General features: G+C 49.8%; 12 protein-coding genes and 1 pseudogene. 6 read left to right on the top strand and 7 right to left on the bottom strand.

Going from position 1 to position 15175, the window contains the following annotated elements:
• Positions 1-40: 40 nt before the first annotated feature.
• From mutS to rnr, 3 genes are read left to right on the top strand one after another with little or no spacing between them, the layout of a single operon-like run.
• On the top strand, positions 41-2626 hold the full coding sequence (gene mutS / locus ACTTKA_RS06875) for a DNA mismatch repair protein MutS (protein ID WP_442724472.1): 2586 nt from the start codon (positions 41-43) through the stop codon (positions 2624-2626).
• A gap of 53 nt (positions 2627-2679) precedes the next feature.
• Positions 2680-3609: an SMP-30/gluconolactonase/LRE family protein gene (locus ACTTKA_RS06870; protein WP_442713978.1), complete on the top strand. Its 930-nt coding sequence runs from the start codon at positions 2680-2682 to the stop codon at positions 3607-3609.
• The gene (gene rnr / locus ACTTKA_RS06865) at positions 3599-5797 is read left to right on the top strand and encodes a ribonuclease R (protein ID WP_442724454.1); all 2199 of its coding nucleotides are present in this window, start codon (positions 3599-3601) and stop codon (positions 5795-5797) included. The genes ACTTKA_RS06870 and rnr overlap by 11 nt, the downstream gene beginning before the upstream one ends.
• An 82-nt stretch (positions 5798-5879) precedes the next feature.
• Here the strand turns inward: rnr and ACTTKA_RS06860 are convergent, their stop codons facing one another.
• Positions 5880-6473 carry a DUF3109 family protein gene (locus ACTTKA_RS06860; protein WP_442724453.1) on the bottom strand — a complete coding sequence of 198 codons (594 nt, stop codon included), beginning with the start codon at positions 6471-6473 and terminating at the stop codon, positions 5880-5882.
• Positions 6474-6576: 103 nt separating this feature from the next.
• The gene (gene gpmI, locus ACTTKA_RS06855; protein WP_442724452.1) at positions 6577-8109 is read right to left on the bottom strand and encodes a 2,3-bisphosphoglycerate-independent phosphoglycerate mutase; all 1533 of its coding nucleotides are present in this window, start codon (positions 8107-8109) and stop codon (positions 6577-6579) included.
• Positions 8110-8269: 160 nt separating this feature from the next.
• Between gpmI and ACTTKA_RS06850 the strand changes: the two are divergent.
• Positions 8270-8425, top strand: a pseudogene (locus ACTTKA_RS06850) (ISAs1 family transposase); the annotation flags it as partial.
• 252 nt (positions 8426-8677) lie between these two features.
• Complete coding sequence (locus tag ACTTKA_RS06845; protein WP_442724451.1) at positions 8678-9256, top strand: site-specific integrase; 579 nt, start codon at positions 8678-8680, stop codon at positions 9254-9256.
• A gap of 62 nt (positions 9257-9318) precedes the next feature.
• On the opposite strand, the gene ACTTKA_RS06840 is transcribed toward ACTTKA_RS06845, so the two are convergent.
• The 3 genes from ACTTKA_RS06840 to ACTTKA_RS06830 form a co-directional block, all read right to left on the bottom strand.
• The gene (locus ACTTKA_RS06840) at positions 9319-9774 is read right to left on the bottom strand and encodes a ferritin-like domain-containing protein (protein WP_442724450.1); all 456 of its coding nucleotides are present in this window, start codon (positions 9772-9774) and stop codon (positions 9319-9321) included.
• 23 nt (positions 9775-9797) lie between these two features.
• Positions 9798-10226: a MarR family winged helix-turn-helix transcriptional regulator gene (locus ACTTKA_RS06835; RefSeq protein WP_442724449.1), complete on the bottom strand. Its 429-nt coding sequence runs from the start codon at positions 10224-10226 to the stop codon at positions 9798-9800.
• 126 nt (positions 10227-10352) lie between these two features.
• On the bottom strand, positions 10353-10568 hold the full coding sequence (locus ACTTKA_RS06830; protein WP_442724448.1) for a helix-turn-helix domain-containing protein: 216 nt from the start codon (positions 10566-10568) through the stop codon (positions 10353-10355).
• A gap of 246 nt (positions 10569-10814) precedes the next feature.
• Here ACTTKA_RS06830 and nadA point away from each other — a divergent pair, with 246 nt between their 5' ends.
• Positions 10815-11747, top strand: coding sequence for a quinolinate synthase NadA (gene nadA / locus ACTTKA_RS06825; RefSeq protein ID WP_442713956.1), 933 nt, complete (start codon positions 10815-10817; stop codon positions 11745-11747).
• Between the two features lie 68 nt (positions 11748-11815).
• Here nadA and mazG read toward each other — a convergent pair whose 3' ends face one another.
• Positions 11816-12601 (bottom strand): nucleoside triphosphate pyrophosphohydrolase, encoded by a 786-nt coding sequence (mazG, locus tag ACTTKA_RS06820; protein WP_442724447.1) that lies wholly within the window; start codon positions 12599-12601, stop codon positions 11816-11818.
• A gap of 2 nt (positions 12602-12603) precedes the next feature.
• Positions 12604-14685: a protein-disulfide reductase DsbD family protein gene (locus ACTTKA_RS06815; protein WP_442724446.1), complete on the bottom strand. Its 2082-nt coding sequence runs from the start codon at positions 14683-14685 to the stop codon at positions 12604-12606.
• Between the last annotated feature and the right edge of the window lie 490 nt (positions 14686-15175).

Raw genomic sequence — 15175 nt, 5'->3', positions numbered from 1 at the left:
TAAAAAACCGATTGTGTCTAAAATAGTAGAAACTCCCTTGATGAGGCAATACTTCGACATCAAGTCGAAGCACCCCGATGCGATCCTGCTGTTTCGTGTCGGCGACTTCTACGAGATGTACGGCGAAGATGCCGTGGTCGGCGCCGATATCCTCGGCATCGTGCAGACGAAGCGTGCCAACGGCGCGGCGCAGCACGTCGAGATGGCCGGTTTTCCGCATCATGCGCTTGACACGTACCTGCCCAAGCTCGTACGCGCCGGACGCCGGGTAGCTATCTGCGATCAGCTGGAAGATCCGAAGTTGGCGAAGAAACTCGTCAAACGCGGCGTCACGGAGTTAGTCACGCCCGGTGTCTCGATCAATGACAACGTTTTAGACCATCGCGAGAATAATTTCCTTGCCGCTGTGCATTTCGGGAAAAGCCTCTGCGGCGTTGCGTTTCTGGATATCTCGACCGGCGAGTTTCTGACGGCCGAGGGGACGCCCGAAACGATCGATAAACTGCTGACCAACTTCGCTCCCAAGGAAGTGCTTGTCAGACGTGGCCTGCGCAGCCGCTTCGGCGAGGCGTTCGGATTGCACTACTGCCTCTTCGAGCAGGACGATTGGGTCTTCACTTCCTCCACCGCCGACGAGCGTTTGCTCAAACATTTCGAGACCGTGAGTCTGAAAGGCTTCGGTGTGGCCGATTTGTCGCAGGGTATTGTTGCGGCAGGCGCTATCCTCGTTTACCTCGATCAGACGAAACATACGCAGGTCGCGCATATCAGCACGCTGTCGCGCATCGAAGAAGACCGGTATGTGCGGCTCGATAAATTTACCGTTCACAGCCTCGAGCTGGTGCAGACGATGAACGAGGGCGGCATCTCGCTGCTCGACATCCTCGACCGCACCACTTCGCCCATGGGCGCACGCCTGCTCAGGCGCTGGCTGCTCTTTCCGCTAAAAGACCTCGACGCCATCCGCCGCCGGCAAGATACGGTCGAATACTTCTTCCGTCATCCGGACGACAAAGACGAACTGTGCCGGTTGCTCGGCGAAATCGGCGACTTGGAGCGGATCATCTCGAAAGTAGCCGTCGGGCGTGTCTCGCCGCGCGAAGTCGTACAGCTGAAAACGGCATTGCAGGCCATCGCTCCGATACGGGAGATCTGTCTGAACAGCAACGAGCCGTCGTTGCAAGCATTCGGCGAACAGTTAGACCCGTGCGCCGCCATCAGCGAGCGTATCGCGAAAGAAATTTGCAACGACCCGCCAGCACTCGTCAACAAAGGAGGCGTCATCGCACACGGCGTAAACAGCGAGCTAGATGAGTTGCGCCAACTTTCCTACTCCGGCAAAGACTACCTGATGAGGGTGCAACAGCGCGAAAGCGAACGTACCGGCATCCCCAGCCTGAAGATCGCCTTCAACAACGTGTTCGGTTATTACATCGAAGTGCGCAACACACACAAAGACAAGGTGCCGCCCGAATGGATCCGCAAACAGACGTTAGTCAGTGCGGAGCGTTACATTACCGAAGAACTCAAGGAATACGAAGAAAAGATACTCGGCGCCGAAGAGAAGATACTCTCGCTCGAGATGCAGCTCTTCAACGAACTCGTAGCCGAACTGACGAACTATATCCGTCCCATTCAGCAGGATGCTCACGTCATCGCACAACTCGACTGTCTGCTTTCATTCGCGCGGACGGCGCAGAGCAACCGGTACATACGTCCGGTGGTCGACGATTCGGACGTGATCGACATCAAAGGCGGGCGTCACCCTGTCATCGAGCAACAGCTCCCGGCGGGCGAACCGTACGTGGCCAACGACGTGTATTTAGATAAGAAACAACAGCAAATTCTGATGATCACCGGCCCGAATATGGCCGGTAAATCGGCGTTGCTGCGGCAGACGGCGCTGATCACGCTGATGGCGCAGATCGGCAGCTTCGTTTCGGCCGATAGCGTACGGATCGGCCGCGTAGATAAGATTTTTACCCGCGTTGGAGCGTCGGATAATATCTCGGTAGGCGAATCGACGTTTATGGTCGAGATGAACGAGGCGGCGAATATCCTCAACAACCTCTCGCCTCGCAGCCTCGTGCTCTTCGATGAGTTGGGACGCGGCACGAGCACCTACGACGGCATCTCCATCGCATGGGCTATCGTAGAGTATATCCACGAACAGCCTCAAGCGTCCGCGCGAACGCTCTTCGCTACCCATTACCACGAACTGAACGAAATGGAACGCTCGTTCAAACGCATCCGGAATTTCAACATATCGGTCAAGGAATCGGGCAAGAAGGTCATCTTCCTGCGCAAACTGACGCCGGGCGGAAGTGAACATAGCTTCGGGATTCACGTCGCGAAGATGGCGGGCATGCCGAAAAGCATCGTCAAACGCTCGAATGAAATACTGAAGCAGATGGAGGCGGACAACAGCCGGAACGGCGTCTCGGCGAAGCCCGTTCGCAGCCTTGCTTCGGGCGGCGAAGGGTATCAGTTGAACTTTTTCCAGCTCGACGATCCGGTGCTCAGTCAGGTGCGCGACGAAATAAAAAATTTAGATGTAAACAATTTAACGCCTTTGGAAGCGTTAAATAAGTTAAGCGAAATCAAACGGATCATTCAGGTGAAATAATGCGAGGCTTCGGAAAGATAGGAATTTTGCTGTGTGTCGTCATGCTGACGGGTATGGCGGTATCGTGCTCGCAGGTCGAGCATATCAATGCCGAAGTCGTCTATCAGACCGAAGCTCAATTAGGCGAAGGCCCGATCTGGCATCCCGACCGACATTCGCTGTTCTGGGTCGACATCGAAAGCAAGACGTTGTATGAGTTTTTGCCGCAGAAGAAGAAATGTCGCTCGTGGAAGTTCGACCGGAAGGTCACCACGGTGGTACCTGAAAGTGAGGAGACGATGGTCGTAGCACTTGAGAACGGCATTGTCCGTCTGAACCTGAAAAGCAAGGCCAAAGAAGAAATTGCACCGATTGAGACGAGAGGCGGCAGTCTGCGCTGCAACGACGGCAAATGTTCGCCCAACGGATGGCTGTGGGTCGGTACGATGAGCGATGACGGCGAGAAAGGAAAAGCGACCCTGTACTGTGTCCGTCCCAACGGGCGGGTCGATGCGATGGTGAAAGGAGTGAGCATCTCGAACGGTATCGTCTGGTCGAGAAACAGGAAATACATTTATTATAACGATACGCCGACAGGCAAAATCAAACGTTACCGTTACGACGCGCGTTCGGGCGATATCATTGCCAACGGCATCGCTGTCAATATCCCGCAGGGCAGCGGGATGCCCGACGGAATGGCCATCGACCGGAACGATAATCTCTGGGTGGCGCAACGGGGAGGGTTCGGCGTCTATTGCTACAATGCCTACACCGGCGAATTGATCACCAAAGTGGAAGTACCCGCGCCCAACGTGACCTCCTGTACGTTTGGCGGTCGGAATATGGACACGCTTTACATTACCACAGCCCGCGAAGGGTTGACCGACGAAGAATTGGCCGCCTATCCTCTGAGCGGCTGCATATTTGCCTGCAAACCGGGGGCTGTCGGTTTGCGTCCGAATTATTTTGGGCAGGAATTAAAGAAAGAAAACAATGAAGATTAAAAAAAAGAAAGACCTGACGGCCACAAAGCCGAATCGAAAAAACGACAAAAAACAAAAGAAGGCTTCGCGCAGCAAACGAATGAAGAAAGAAGCCATTGTACAGGCCGTACTGAACACTTTTCAACTGAACCCGAAGGCGGTTTACAACTATAAACAACTCAGTAAATCCATCGGCATCGAAGCACAGGTGCAGAAGCTATACGTCTCCGATCTGCTTTACGAGCTGACCTGCGACGGTATTCTGGCCGAGGTGGAACCGGGACGTTTCCGCCTCAACAGCCTCGGCACCGTGGCCGTAGGCATCTTCCAGCGACGGAGCAACGGCCGCAACGCGTTCCTGCCCGAAGATGGCGGCGAACCGATCCGCGTAGCCGAACGTAATTCGCACCATGCGATGGACGGCGACAAGGTACGTGTGCAGCTTTTCGCGCGTCGCAGAGGTGCCGAGCCGGAGGCCGAAGTGATGGAGGTGCTCGAAAATAAGAAAAGCACGTTCGTCGGACGATTGCAGATTGCCAAGGACTATGCGTTCTTAGTGACGGAAGACAAAACCCTGTCGAACGATATCTTTATCCCGCGCGAGCATTTGCACGGCGGACGCAACAACGACAAGGCCGTGGTACGCATCATCGAATGGCCCGAAGGGGCCAAGAATCCGCTGGGCGAAGTTATCGATATTCTCGGTAAAGCAGGCGATAACGATACGGAAATGCACGCCATTCTGGCCGAGTTCGGACTGCCCTACACGTATCCGGAAAAGGTGGAAAAAGCGGCCAACCGCATTCCGACCGAGATCACCGACGAAGACCGCGCCGGACGCGAAGATTTCCGCGATGTTGTTACCTTCACCATCGACCCGAAAGATGCGAAGGACTTTGACGATGCGCTGTCGTTACGCAAGTTGGAGAACGGCCTTTGGGAAGTCGGCGTACATATTGCCGACGTGACGCACTATGTAAAACCCGGCAGTGTCATCGACAAAGAGGCTTACGAACGTGCAACGTCCGTTTACCTTGTCGACCGCACGATCCCCATGCTGCCCGAGTCGCTCTGTAATAATCTTTGCTCGCTTCGTCCGAACGAGGAAAAGCTGACTTTCTCGGTTGTCCTCGAGATGAACGATGAAGCCGAGGTTCTGGCTTCGCGCATCGGACGTACCATCATCGAAAGCAATCGCCGCTTTACGTATGAGGAGGCGCAGGCCATCATCGAAACGGGTCAGGGCGATTACAAAGACGAGATTCTGACGCTCCATCATCTTGCGCAACAGTTGCGCAAGATACGCTTTGCGAGCGGCTCGATCGACTTCGACCGGTACGAAGTGAAGTTCGAGATCGATGAAAAAGGCAGGCCGCTCAACGTTTACTTTAAAGAGTCGAAGGAGGCGAACAAACTCATCGAGGAGTTTATGTTGATGGCGAACCGCGTCGTGGCAGAATCGATCGGCAAACAGCCCAAGGGGAGGACGAAGAAAACGTTTGTCTACCGTATCCACGAACAGCCTGATCCGGAGAAGATGAAGAGCTTCGCCGAGTTTATCCGCCGTTTCGGTTATAAGCTGAAAGCCGACGGAAGCAAGAGCGAATTGACGAAAGGCATCAATAACCTGCTCGATAAAGCGCAAGGGAAACCCGAAGAGAACCTGATCGAGACGCTGGCTATCCGCTCCATGCAAAAAGCCCGTTACTCGACCGAGAACATCGGTCATTATGGACTGGCATTCCCGTATTATTCGCATTTCACCTCGCCCATCCGGCGATACCCCGATATGATGGCACACCGTCTGCTAGAACGGTACGCTACGGGCGGAAGAAGCGTGGAGAAAGATCGATACGAGGAGTTTTGCGACCATTGCTCGCAGATGGAGCAGATCGCCGCCAACGCCGAACGGGCATCCGTCAAATACAAGCAGGTGGAGTTTATGAGCGATAAGATCGGCCGGGTTTACGACGGCGTTATCTCTGGCGTGACGGAGTGGGGACTGTATGTCGAACTGAACGAAAACAAATGCGAAGGACTGGTGCCCATCCGCGACTTGGACGATGATTTCTATGCGTTCGACGAAGAAAACTATGCGCTCGTAGGCAGGAGACGCAAACGCACATATCGTCTCGGTGACCCGCTGACGGTCAAAATTGCACAAGCCAATCTCGAACGAAAACAGCTCGATTTCGTGATAGCCGAATAAAGAGAGCGTTGTCCGGTTTTTCCTGCAGGAAGCGACCGGTATACGTGCGGATGATATGCCGGTCACATGAAAAAGGGAACTTTTACTCGGTGGAAGGGAAGTATCCTTTCCGGTTGAGTTCTTTGGCACAGGTGTCAAGCGCTTCGTACCATCCGTTTCCGAAACAGCGGATCAGCGGTTCACGGAGGAAGCGATAGACAGGCATGCGCTTGTGCTCGCCCAGCACTTCGGCTGCACGACAGATTTTCCAGCGATGGTAGTTGACGGCGCGGAAATGCTTGTGCCGTGTGATGCGTACGGGGTAGAGGTGGCAGGAGATCGGCTTCATAAAATTGATGCGTCCTTCGCGATATGCTTTTTCGATGGCACATTTGCACGTGCCGTCGGCATCGTAATACGTAAAGACGCAATCTTTTCCGTCGACGATCGACGTGACCATGTCGCTGTCCACGTCGATACATGCTACTCCCTGACGGTTGATAACTTCCTGCGCCTCCGGTGAGAGATCGTCCCATACTTCGGGCAGAATCCGGCGGAGGATGTCGAACTCCTCCTTTTCGAGCGGCGCGCCCGCGTCGCCTTCGATGCAACATTCGCCTTTGCATTTGGCAAGGTCGCAGAAGAATTGGCGTTCAATCAGGTCGAGGCTGACTAATGTATCGTCGATTTGTATCATCGGATGATTCGGTAAAGGGTGTGTTCACAAGCAGGTCTTACGGCCGGCCATGCCACACACCCTTTTTGGGGTTTTTATGTCGAGATTCGTTTACGGGGCTGTCTTAGTCCTGAATCAGGTTTTTGCCTGTCATCTCTTCCGGCTGTTCCAGTCCCATGATATGAAGCAGCGACGGAGCTACGTCGGCCAGAATACCGTCAGCTACCTTAGCCGCCCTGTTCTCGGTCACATAGACGAACGGCACGGGGTTGAGCGAGTGTGCCGTATTGGGCGTGCCGTCTTCATTCAACGCATGATCGGCATTTCCGTGGTCGGCAATCACGATCACTTCATAGCCGGCTGCTTTTGCCGCTTCGATCGTATCTTTCAGGCAGGCGTCGACGGCTACGACGGCTTTTTCAATCGCTTCGTACACGCCTGTATGTCCTACCATATCGCCATTGGCATAGTTGCAGACGATGAAATCGTATTGGTTGGTACGGATGGCTTCTACGAGTTTGTCTGTGATTTCGTAAGCACTCATCTCCGGCTTCAGGTCGTAGGTAGCCACTTTAGGCGACGGCACAAGAATCCGGTCTTCGCCTTCGAACGGCTTCTCACGGCCTCCGTTGAAGAAGAACGTCACATGCGCATACTTCTCTGTTTCAGCGATATGTAATTGTTTCAGCGATTTGGATGACACGTATTCACCCATCGTATTTTCCACATTATCCTTATCGAAAAGCACGTGCATATTCTTAAATGTCGCATCGTATGGCGTCATGCAGTAGTATTGCAAGTTCGGGATTATTTTCATTCCCTGTTCGGGCATATCCTGCTGTGTCAGCACGATGGTCAGCTCTTTGGCGCGGTCGTTACGGAAATTAAAGAAGATGACCACATCGCCCTCTTTGATGCGTCCGTCGACGGAGCTGTTGACGAGCGGTTCCATAAATTCATCCGTATTTTTATGCGCTTCCGAATCCGAGTCGTAGCAGTCTTGCACGGCCTGTACCATATCCGTCACCGGTTTGCCTTTGCCTTCCACCAGCAAGTCGTATGCTATTTTGACGCGATCCCAACGCTTGTCACGGTCCATGGCATAATAACGTCCGATGATACCGGCTATCGTACCCGTTTTTTCCGCGCAGTACTTCGTCAGTTGTTCGATAAATCCCTTGCCGCTTTTCGGGTCGGTGTCGCGCCCGTCCATAAAGCAGTGCACGAATGTGTTCCGGAGTCCGTACGCGTGAGCGATGTCGATCAGCTTATAGAGATGGTCGAGCGAGCTGTGTACACCGCCGTCCGACGTCAGTCCGAGCAGATGAAGATTTTTACCCGTCGTACGGGCATATTCGTAGGCACGGACGATTTCCGGATTTTTCAGGATGCTGTTATCGCGGCAAGCCTTGTTGATCTTCACGAGGTCTTGATATACTACGCGTCCGGCACCGATATTGAGGTGTCCCACCTCGGAGTTCCCCATCTGGCCGTCGGGCAGCCCCACATTTTCGCCCGAAGCCTGAAGCTGCGAGTTCGGATACGTTTCCAATAGGTAATCCCAATATGGCGTAGGAGTGCATGAAATTACGTCGTCTTTCTTCTTGTCGCCGATTCCCCAGCCGTCACAAATGATTAATATCGCTTTTTTGTTCATTGTTTTTTTGAATTTGATTTATTTTTTGTCTCTATCATTCAGCCGACAAAGGTACAATTTTTTTTTTGAACATCATGCCCTCCCCTTTTGTAAAAACCGGACGAGAAGAAGAACCAGGAGATGTGATTGAAAAACGGAAGATGAATTGTGATAAGTGAAGCACGACACGCTTAATCGCAGCATTAGTCTTTTGGATATTAAAGCCCTTGAAAATGCTTATACAACTCGGATAGAGGATTTTGCAACATAAACTACAGGAAAGCATATTCGTATGGACAAAAAATCTATAAGGGGTGTAAAGAAATTATCTTTTGAGATTATATGTGGAAAGTCCTGAAAGTCGCAGATAAGCGTTAAGTATTTGGAAATGTGTGAAAAATGCGATTTGATGTAGTGGTTTGCTTGGAGGTGAAAAGTGCAGAAAATGTGGATTTGTGCAGAAGATACGTTACCCCAACGAAACTCTTCGATGAGTTTGAGCGTTTCATCTACTTCACCAAAGATTTAACCCTTATACTATAAGACCATCCGCAGTAATTCTTTCGAGGGTGCAAAGTATGAAAGTGTCGTGTGCAAGCCTCGCTTCCTCAACAGAACGGAAGTGTCGCCGTTACTCACCCTCCCATTGCAGAATGAGGAATCTGAGTTCAGCCCACGGATATTCATTTTCTCCATATTCACAGGCTTGGCGTATTCTGATGTCCGCTCGCTCTCCTATGGTCAGATAGAAACGAACAGCGAAGGAAAACGCCACATATGCAGAAAGCGACAGAAAACGGACGTGGAAGCCCTGATACCCCTGCCTGCATCCGATAGCGGAACAAATACTAATGGCTTATATCCTCCAAAAGAAAACAATCAATACGCTCCCATCTTTCCTGCGGTACAGAGCAAGAGGCAGGTATGGGCGAACCTCAAAGCCATCGGCTTGGCTTGCGGTATCCGCCAGCCCCTTTCATTCCATCTTGCCCGCCATTCGTTCGGCACGCTGACTTTGGAAGCGGGTATCCCGATAGAGAGTATCGCTAAGATGTTGGGGCATTCACATCCATTGCCAGCACACAAATCTATGCTCAAATCACCGACCAAAAGATTTCCTCGGATATGGACAAATTCATATAACTATGAGGTCTGCAGAATTAAATAGAAAAGAGTTTGCACCACACTGATGAAGCAAACTCTTTTTTGATTGTTAAGCATTGGAATTAATTACATCTGTTTAACTAGCCAATTTTGGCGACCAATCATCTCTATCATCTCTATCTGCTCTTGACTCCAATAGAGGTCTTCCTCTTCGTCTGCGAGATAGGCTTTTAGGATTTCGTAAGTTGTGGGATCGTCTTTTAGCTCTGCCATGCAGTTGTACAAAAGTTCTACCCCTTGCTCTTGGATTTTGAGATCTGCTTTGATGTATTCGACAGGGTCTTTTACAACTTCTCGTCCCTTTTGGTCTTCGATTTTTACTTCGCCTCCGAGGTCGTTAATACGCTCTATGAACTTCTCCACCCAGCCCATTTCCTCGGTGTAATGCTCTTTATACTTCTCACCGAGTTTTGAAAAGCCCATCGATTCAAAATGTTTACCTTGCACAAAGTGAGCGAAAGCTCCATTGGTCAATCCTGTTGTGAATAGCTGTAAAGCTTCAATTGTTTTTTGATGTCTCATTTCATTGTTCTTTTTAAATGTTATTATTCTTTGTTTATCAGTTTGTAAATTAGTTTCTTTAAAGTATCTACCTCTTCGTTGGTTAAGGATACATCTTTTGCCAGTTGAGGCGGTATTTTTACGGCATTCTCTCTCAGCTGCTTTCCTTTGTCGGTAAGACTGATTTTTACGGTTCGTTCGTCCATCGTACAACGTTTGCGAACTATCAGTCCTTTGATTTCCATTCGTTTGAGCAATGGCGTGAGTGTGCCGCTATCCAAATGCAACCGTTTACCTATGCTGTTTACTGTCATATCGTCCTCTTCCCAAAGTACCATAAGTACCAAATATTGCGGGTAGGTAATATCCAGTTCGCCAAAATATTGATTGTAACCCTGAATAATCTCCCTCGATGCCACATATATAGGGAAGCATAGTTGGTTGTCTAATTTCAATATATCGTACTTCTTCATTGTTTCTATTTCTGAGTGCAAAGGTAATAATTAAATTTTATACAATCAAATTTTTAGCAATTTATCTTCGTGAAATATTTACTCTATGGAGAAAAAGAACACATCCTACCCTTGTAAGTTACCTTATTACAAAGACTTACTTTGAGAGCGATAATTATCTTGTAGTAGTCGGTTGAAGTCGGAGAGGCGATAGAAGATTTTTCCTGCAATTTGAGTATAGGGGATAATGCCCTTGTCCCGATAGTGCTGGAGCGTTCGCTTGCTGATGCTCAGTATTCGGCAAACATCCCCATTGTGCGACAGGTCGGGGATTTCGGGCTTCATGCCGAATCGTTCTCTCATACAAAGAGCCCGCTCTTCGATGCTCTTTTTCATTTCCCCCAAGCTGAGGTATCGATGGCGGTAAATCTCATATCAATATCGTTTTAATTTAGGTTCATCCTCGCATCCAAAAGAAACTGGCTCGAATGAAGCCACAACAACTAATGACAATGCAATTTTAATGCGTCACCCCTGTTGCCTCGATACGCAAAATGACCTTATCCGGAAAAATATATTATTTTTGTAGCCTGAAGTAAAGGGTGATTTATGATGGAAAAGATTGATTATGCAGCAGAAATAAACCGTCTGAAAAAAGAGAAGAATGCGTTTATTCTGGCACATTATTACCAGACAGGAGGGATTCAGGATATCGCCGACAAGGTAGGCGACAGTCTTGCATTAGCTCAATGGGCGGCTAAGACAACAGCTGATATCATTGTGCTCTGCGGTGTACATTTTATGGGGGAGACAGCTAAAATCCTCTGTCCGGAGAAGAAAGTACTTATCCCTGATATGGAAGCGGGTTGTTCGCTGGCAGACAGCTGCCCGGCCGATGAGTTCGAGAAGTTCGTCAAAGCGCATCCGGATCATCAGGTGATTTCGTATGTAAACACTTCGGCGGCCGTCAAGGCACTGACCGATGTAGTTGTGACGTCGACCAATGCACACAAGATTGTTGCGTCGTTCCCTCAAGATGCCTTACTGATTTTCGGGCCTGACCGGAATCTAGGTAACTATATCAACAGTATAACCGGGCGTAATATGCTTTTATGGGACGGCGCATGTCATGTACACGAACAATTCTCGCTGGAGAAAATCCTTGCCCTCAAGAATGCACATCCGGAGGCAGAAGTTATCGCACATCCCGAATGCAAGCAACCGATCTTGCAGATTGCCGATTTTATCGGCTCAACGGCCGCATTGCTGAACCATACCGTGCAATCGCCGAAAACGGAGTTTATCGTATCGACCGAGAGCGGTATCATCCATGAGATGCGTAAACGTAATCCGCACAAGACATTTATCCCCGCTCCTCCGAACGACAGTACGTGTGCCTGCAACGAATGCAACTTTATGCGCTTAAATACGATGGAGAAGCTCTATCACTGCCTGCGAGACGAAACGCCTGAGATACTCGTAGACGAGGAGATTCGTCTTCGTGCCGTCAAACCGATCCAACGTATGCTGGAATTGTCATAAGACATAAAAAATGCCCTGCCATCATAAATGACAGGACATTCTTATGCGCTTATGCGAAGCGACCCCAATCAGAGCCCGAGTTGTTTGGCTTCGTCCCAGATAGCATCCATCTCGGCCAACGTCATCTCTTTGAGTGATCGTCCTTGCCGGATCGTATGCTCTTCAAGGTAGTTGAAACGGCGGATAAATTTTTGATTCGTGCGCTCGAGCGCATTGTCGGGATTGATTTTATAAAGTCTCGCGGCATTAATCATTCCGAACAGAAAATCACCGAACTCAGCTTCCATCTTGTCGGTTTCCATACGATCCACTTCGGAACGAAACTCGTTAAGTTCTTCCTGGATCTTATCCCATACCTGCTCACGCTTCTCCCAGTCGAACCCCACATTGCGCGCCTTGTCCTGCATGCGGTACGCCTTAATCAGCGAAGGAAGCGAGGAAGGCACTCCGTCGAGCACGGTTTTGTTTCCGTCTTTTTCTTTCAGTTTCAACTGCTCCCACGACTGCTCCACGGCACTGCTGTTCTCAGCCACCGCATCGCCGAAAACGTGAGGATGACGAAAGATCAATTTATCACATAACGTATTACAAACATCTTTGATATCGAACTCATTCTTCTCTTCGCCTATTTTGGCATAGAAGACAATATGCAGAAGCAGATCGCCAAGTTCTTTCTTGATCTCAGCCGGAAGATTTTTCTGGATCGCTTCGCTCAATTCGTACGTCTCTTCGATCGTATTGGCACGGAGGCTTTCATTCGTCTGCTTCCGGTCCCATGGACACTTCTCACGTAATTCGTCCATGACATCAAGCAGACGTCCGAAGGCTTCCAAACGTTCTTCTCTTGTGCTCATCCTCATTTCCCTTTTTGCTGATAGTTACGCAGGCCGTTTTCGAGGAAGCCTACATACTTGGCTACATCTTCGTCAAAAGCATAGGAGGGGGAGAGTGGCTTTCCTTCATTATCGAGGATGACATAGAACGGCTGTGCGTTAGCCCCGAATTTGTGACGCTGCAAATAGCTCCACTTGTCACCTATCGTTTTCAACTTACGCTCCTTACCACTTTCTTGAATGATGATCGGGGCCGGCAGTTTCGTCTTGTCATCGACAATCAACGTAATCAGCACGAATTTCTCATCAATCATTTTCTTGACAGCAGGATCTGTCCATACCGAGGCTTCCATCTTCCGGCAGTTCACACATCCGTAACCGGAGAAGTCGATCAGCACCGGTTTATTAGCCAATGTGGCATAAGCCATCCCCGCTTCATAGTCGTCATAAACGGCATGTACCTCATCTTCGTAAAGATTGAAGTCCTGGGTATAGAGTGGCGGCGCGAAGGCGCTGATGGCTTTCAGCGGCGCTCCCCATAACCCCGGAATCATATAAACGGCAAACGCAAGCGAGATGATCGCCATAAAGAGACGCGGCACGGAAACATAAGGCAAGTCGCTGTCGTGCTTGAGTTTGAGCTTTCCGAGCAGATAGATACCCAGCAACACGAAGATCACAATCCACAACACAAGGAATACTTCACGATCTAAAATTCGCCAACCGTATGCGAGGTCCGCAACGGAGAGAAACTTGAGTGCGAGGGCAAGTTCGAGGAAGCCCAGAACGACCTTCACCGAGTTCAGCCATCCACCGGATTTCGGCATGTTCTGAAGCAGGTTCGGGAACACGGCGAACAACGCAAAAGGAATGGCGAGCGCCAATGCAAAGCCAAACATTCCGATGGCCGGAGCGATACTTGTACCCTGCGAAGCGGCTTCAACAAGCAACGTCCCAATAATCGGACCTGTGCAGGAGAACGAAACGAGTGCCAGCGTGAAGGCCATGAAAAAGATGCTCAAAATGCCGGAAGTCGAATCGGCCTTACTGTCCATTTTGTTCGTCCATGAAGCCGGGAGTACCAACTCAAACGCCCCGAAGAACGACACGGCAAACAATACGAGTAACAGGAAGAAAATGATATTGAAGACAGCATTCGTCGAAAGATCATTCAATGCGCTGGCTCCAAAGATACCCGTAATAAGAAGTCCCATCGTGAGGTAGATTACGATGATGGAGACACCGTAAATCAGAGCATCGCGGATCGCTTTCTGGCGACTTTTGTTACGTTTGAGAAAGAAGCTTACCGTCATCGGAATCATAGGCCAAACGCAAGGCGTCAGCAAAGCAATCAACCCGCCGATGAATCCGGCCAGAAAGATATAGAGCCACGAAGTATCGGTAGCCGAAATCGTCGCGTCACCGAACGATTTGAGGTCTCCGATCACCGGTGTCCACAATTCTTGTCTAAGCGTAAGCACGCCATCGGGGGCTGCTGTTTTTGTGGTATGGTGCATCGCCGGAGCAAGTTCCAACGCTTGCATGGCATCCTCTCCCTCTGCTTGTGTCATTCCATCCGCAAGCTCTTCGGAGGCTACCGTGTCGGAAGGAGCGGCTTCAGCGGCTTGTGTCGTTTTTTTTACGTGTCTGTAATCGAACGCAAACGATTCCGCTTCGGGAGGCAGGCAAGACTCGTCGTTGCAAGCCATGTATTCCACTTCACCGACCATCTTAAATGCTTTCGGATCGGTCACCTTGATCTTCTGAGTGAACGTCACGGTTCCCGAATACCACCGCAATTCGAGACCGGGATATGCTTGCTCGTCGCGCACAACGCTGGGAGCTACCGATGACACAGGCTTTCCAAGCAACTCGACGCCTTTGAGTTTCTCATAGGTGATCGAAGTTGAAATCGGTCCACCTTTGGGTAAGTTCATATCGTAGATATGCCAGCCCCGATCGGCCGTTGCCGTGAATGTCACAGTCTTTTCTGCAAATTCAGAGTCTTCCAGTTGGATTTTCCATTTAACAGGGGTCAGAATCTGTGCCTGTACAGCCACAGCCATTACCAAAAGTCCTAACAAATAAACGAATTTCTTTTTCATGTGCTCTATTCTATACCATAATAATTTTTAGGGTTGCAAAACTATGTTCTTTTCAAGAATTATGCAACCCTTCTGCACTGCTTTCAGGGATTTTAGCATGAAAACTGTTATTTTTGCATTATGTTAAAAATTTAGAATATTGTCATCCAAACTTTGTATGGAGATGTTATAAAGAGAATATGTTATCATTGTCACATCGTCTGAAGGCCGGTCAGCTCAGTATTCCCCGCCATGGCAACTTTGTAGTTACGGATGGCGAAGAAGGCCGTTTCATCAGGTTGAAAAAGGTGAGCAGCTCCGATAAACAAAGCTGTATATGCTCCGAACGAGACGATTCTTTTTCAGGTCGGACAACGAAAGCCAAGGGAGCTGCCCGACAAAACATATTCCGATTTATTTCTTTACTAAAGTTTCCCACCCTAATAAATAGATAGGAAAATAACAGTTTGTCGAATTTTCTTTGTAAATTAGTAATCGCTAAAGAACTGAT

It is taken from the genome of Tannerella sp. (genome assembly GCF_052170195.1).
GTDB lineage: Bacteria > Bacteroidota > Bacteroidia > Bacteroidales > Tannerellaceae > Tannerella.
Note: the sequence above shows the minus strand (reverse complement) of the source record. Positions and strands in the feature narration are given on the sequence as shown.

Excerpts from the sequence above, each read along its gene's own strand:
- mutS (WP_442724472.1), top strand. The coding sequence starts at position 41 with ATGAGGCAATACTTCGACATCAAGTCGAAGCACCCCGATGCGATCCTG.
- ACTTKA_RS06870 (WP_442713978.1), top strand. The coding sequence starts at position 2,680 with ATGGCGGTATCGTGCTCGCAGGTCGAGCATATCAATGCCGAAGTCGTC.
- rnr (WP_442724454.1), top strand. The coding sequence starts at position 3,599 with ATGAAGATTAAAAAAAAGAAAGACCTGACGGCCACAAAGCCGAATCGA.
- ACTTKA_RS06860 (WP_442724453.1), bottom strand. The coding sequence starts at position 6,473 with ATGATACAAATCGACGATACATTAGTCAGCCTCGACCTGATTGAACGC.
- gpmI (WP_442724452.1), bottom strand. The coding sequence starts at position 8,109 with ATGAACAAAAAAGCGATATTAATCATTTGTGACGGCTGGGGAATCGGC.
- ACTTKA_RS06840 (WP_442724450.1), bottom strand. The coding sequence starts at position 9,774 with ATGAGACATCAAAAAACAATTGAAGCTTTACAGCTATTCACAACAGGA.
- ACTTKA_RS06835 (WP_442724449.1), bottom strand. The coding sequence starts at position 10,226 with ATGAAGAAGTACGATATATTGAAATTAGACAACCAACTATGCTTCCCT.
- ACTTKA_RS06830 (WP_442724448.1), bottom strand. The coding sequence starts at position 10,568 with ATGAGAGAACGATTCGGCATGAAGCCCGAAATCCCCGACCTGTCGCAC.
- nadA (WP_442713956.1), top strand. The coding sequence starts at position 10,815 with ATGATGGAAAAGATTGATTATGCAGCAGAAATAAACCGTCTGAAAAAA.
- mazG (WP_442724447.1), bottom strand. The coding sequence starts at position 12,601 with ATGAGCACAAGAGAAGAACGTTTGGAAGCCTTCGGACGTCTGCTTGAT.
- ACTTKA_RS06815 (WP_442724446.1), bottom strand. The coding sequence starts at position 14,685 with ATGAAAAAGAAATTCGTTTATTTGTTAGGACTTTTGGTAATGGCTGTG.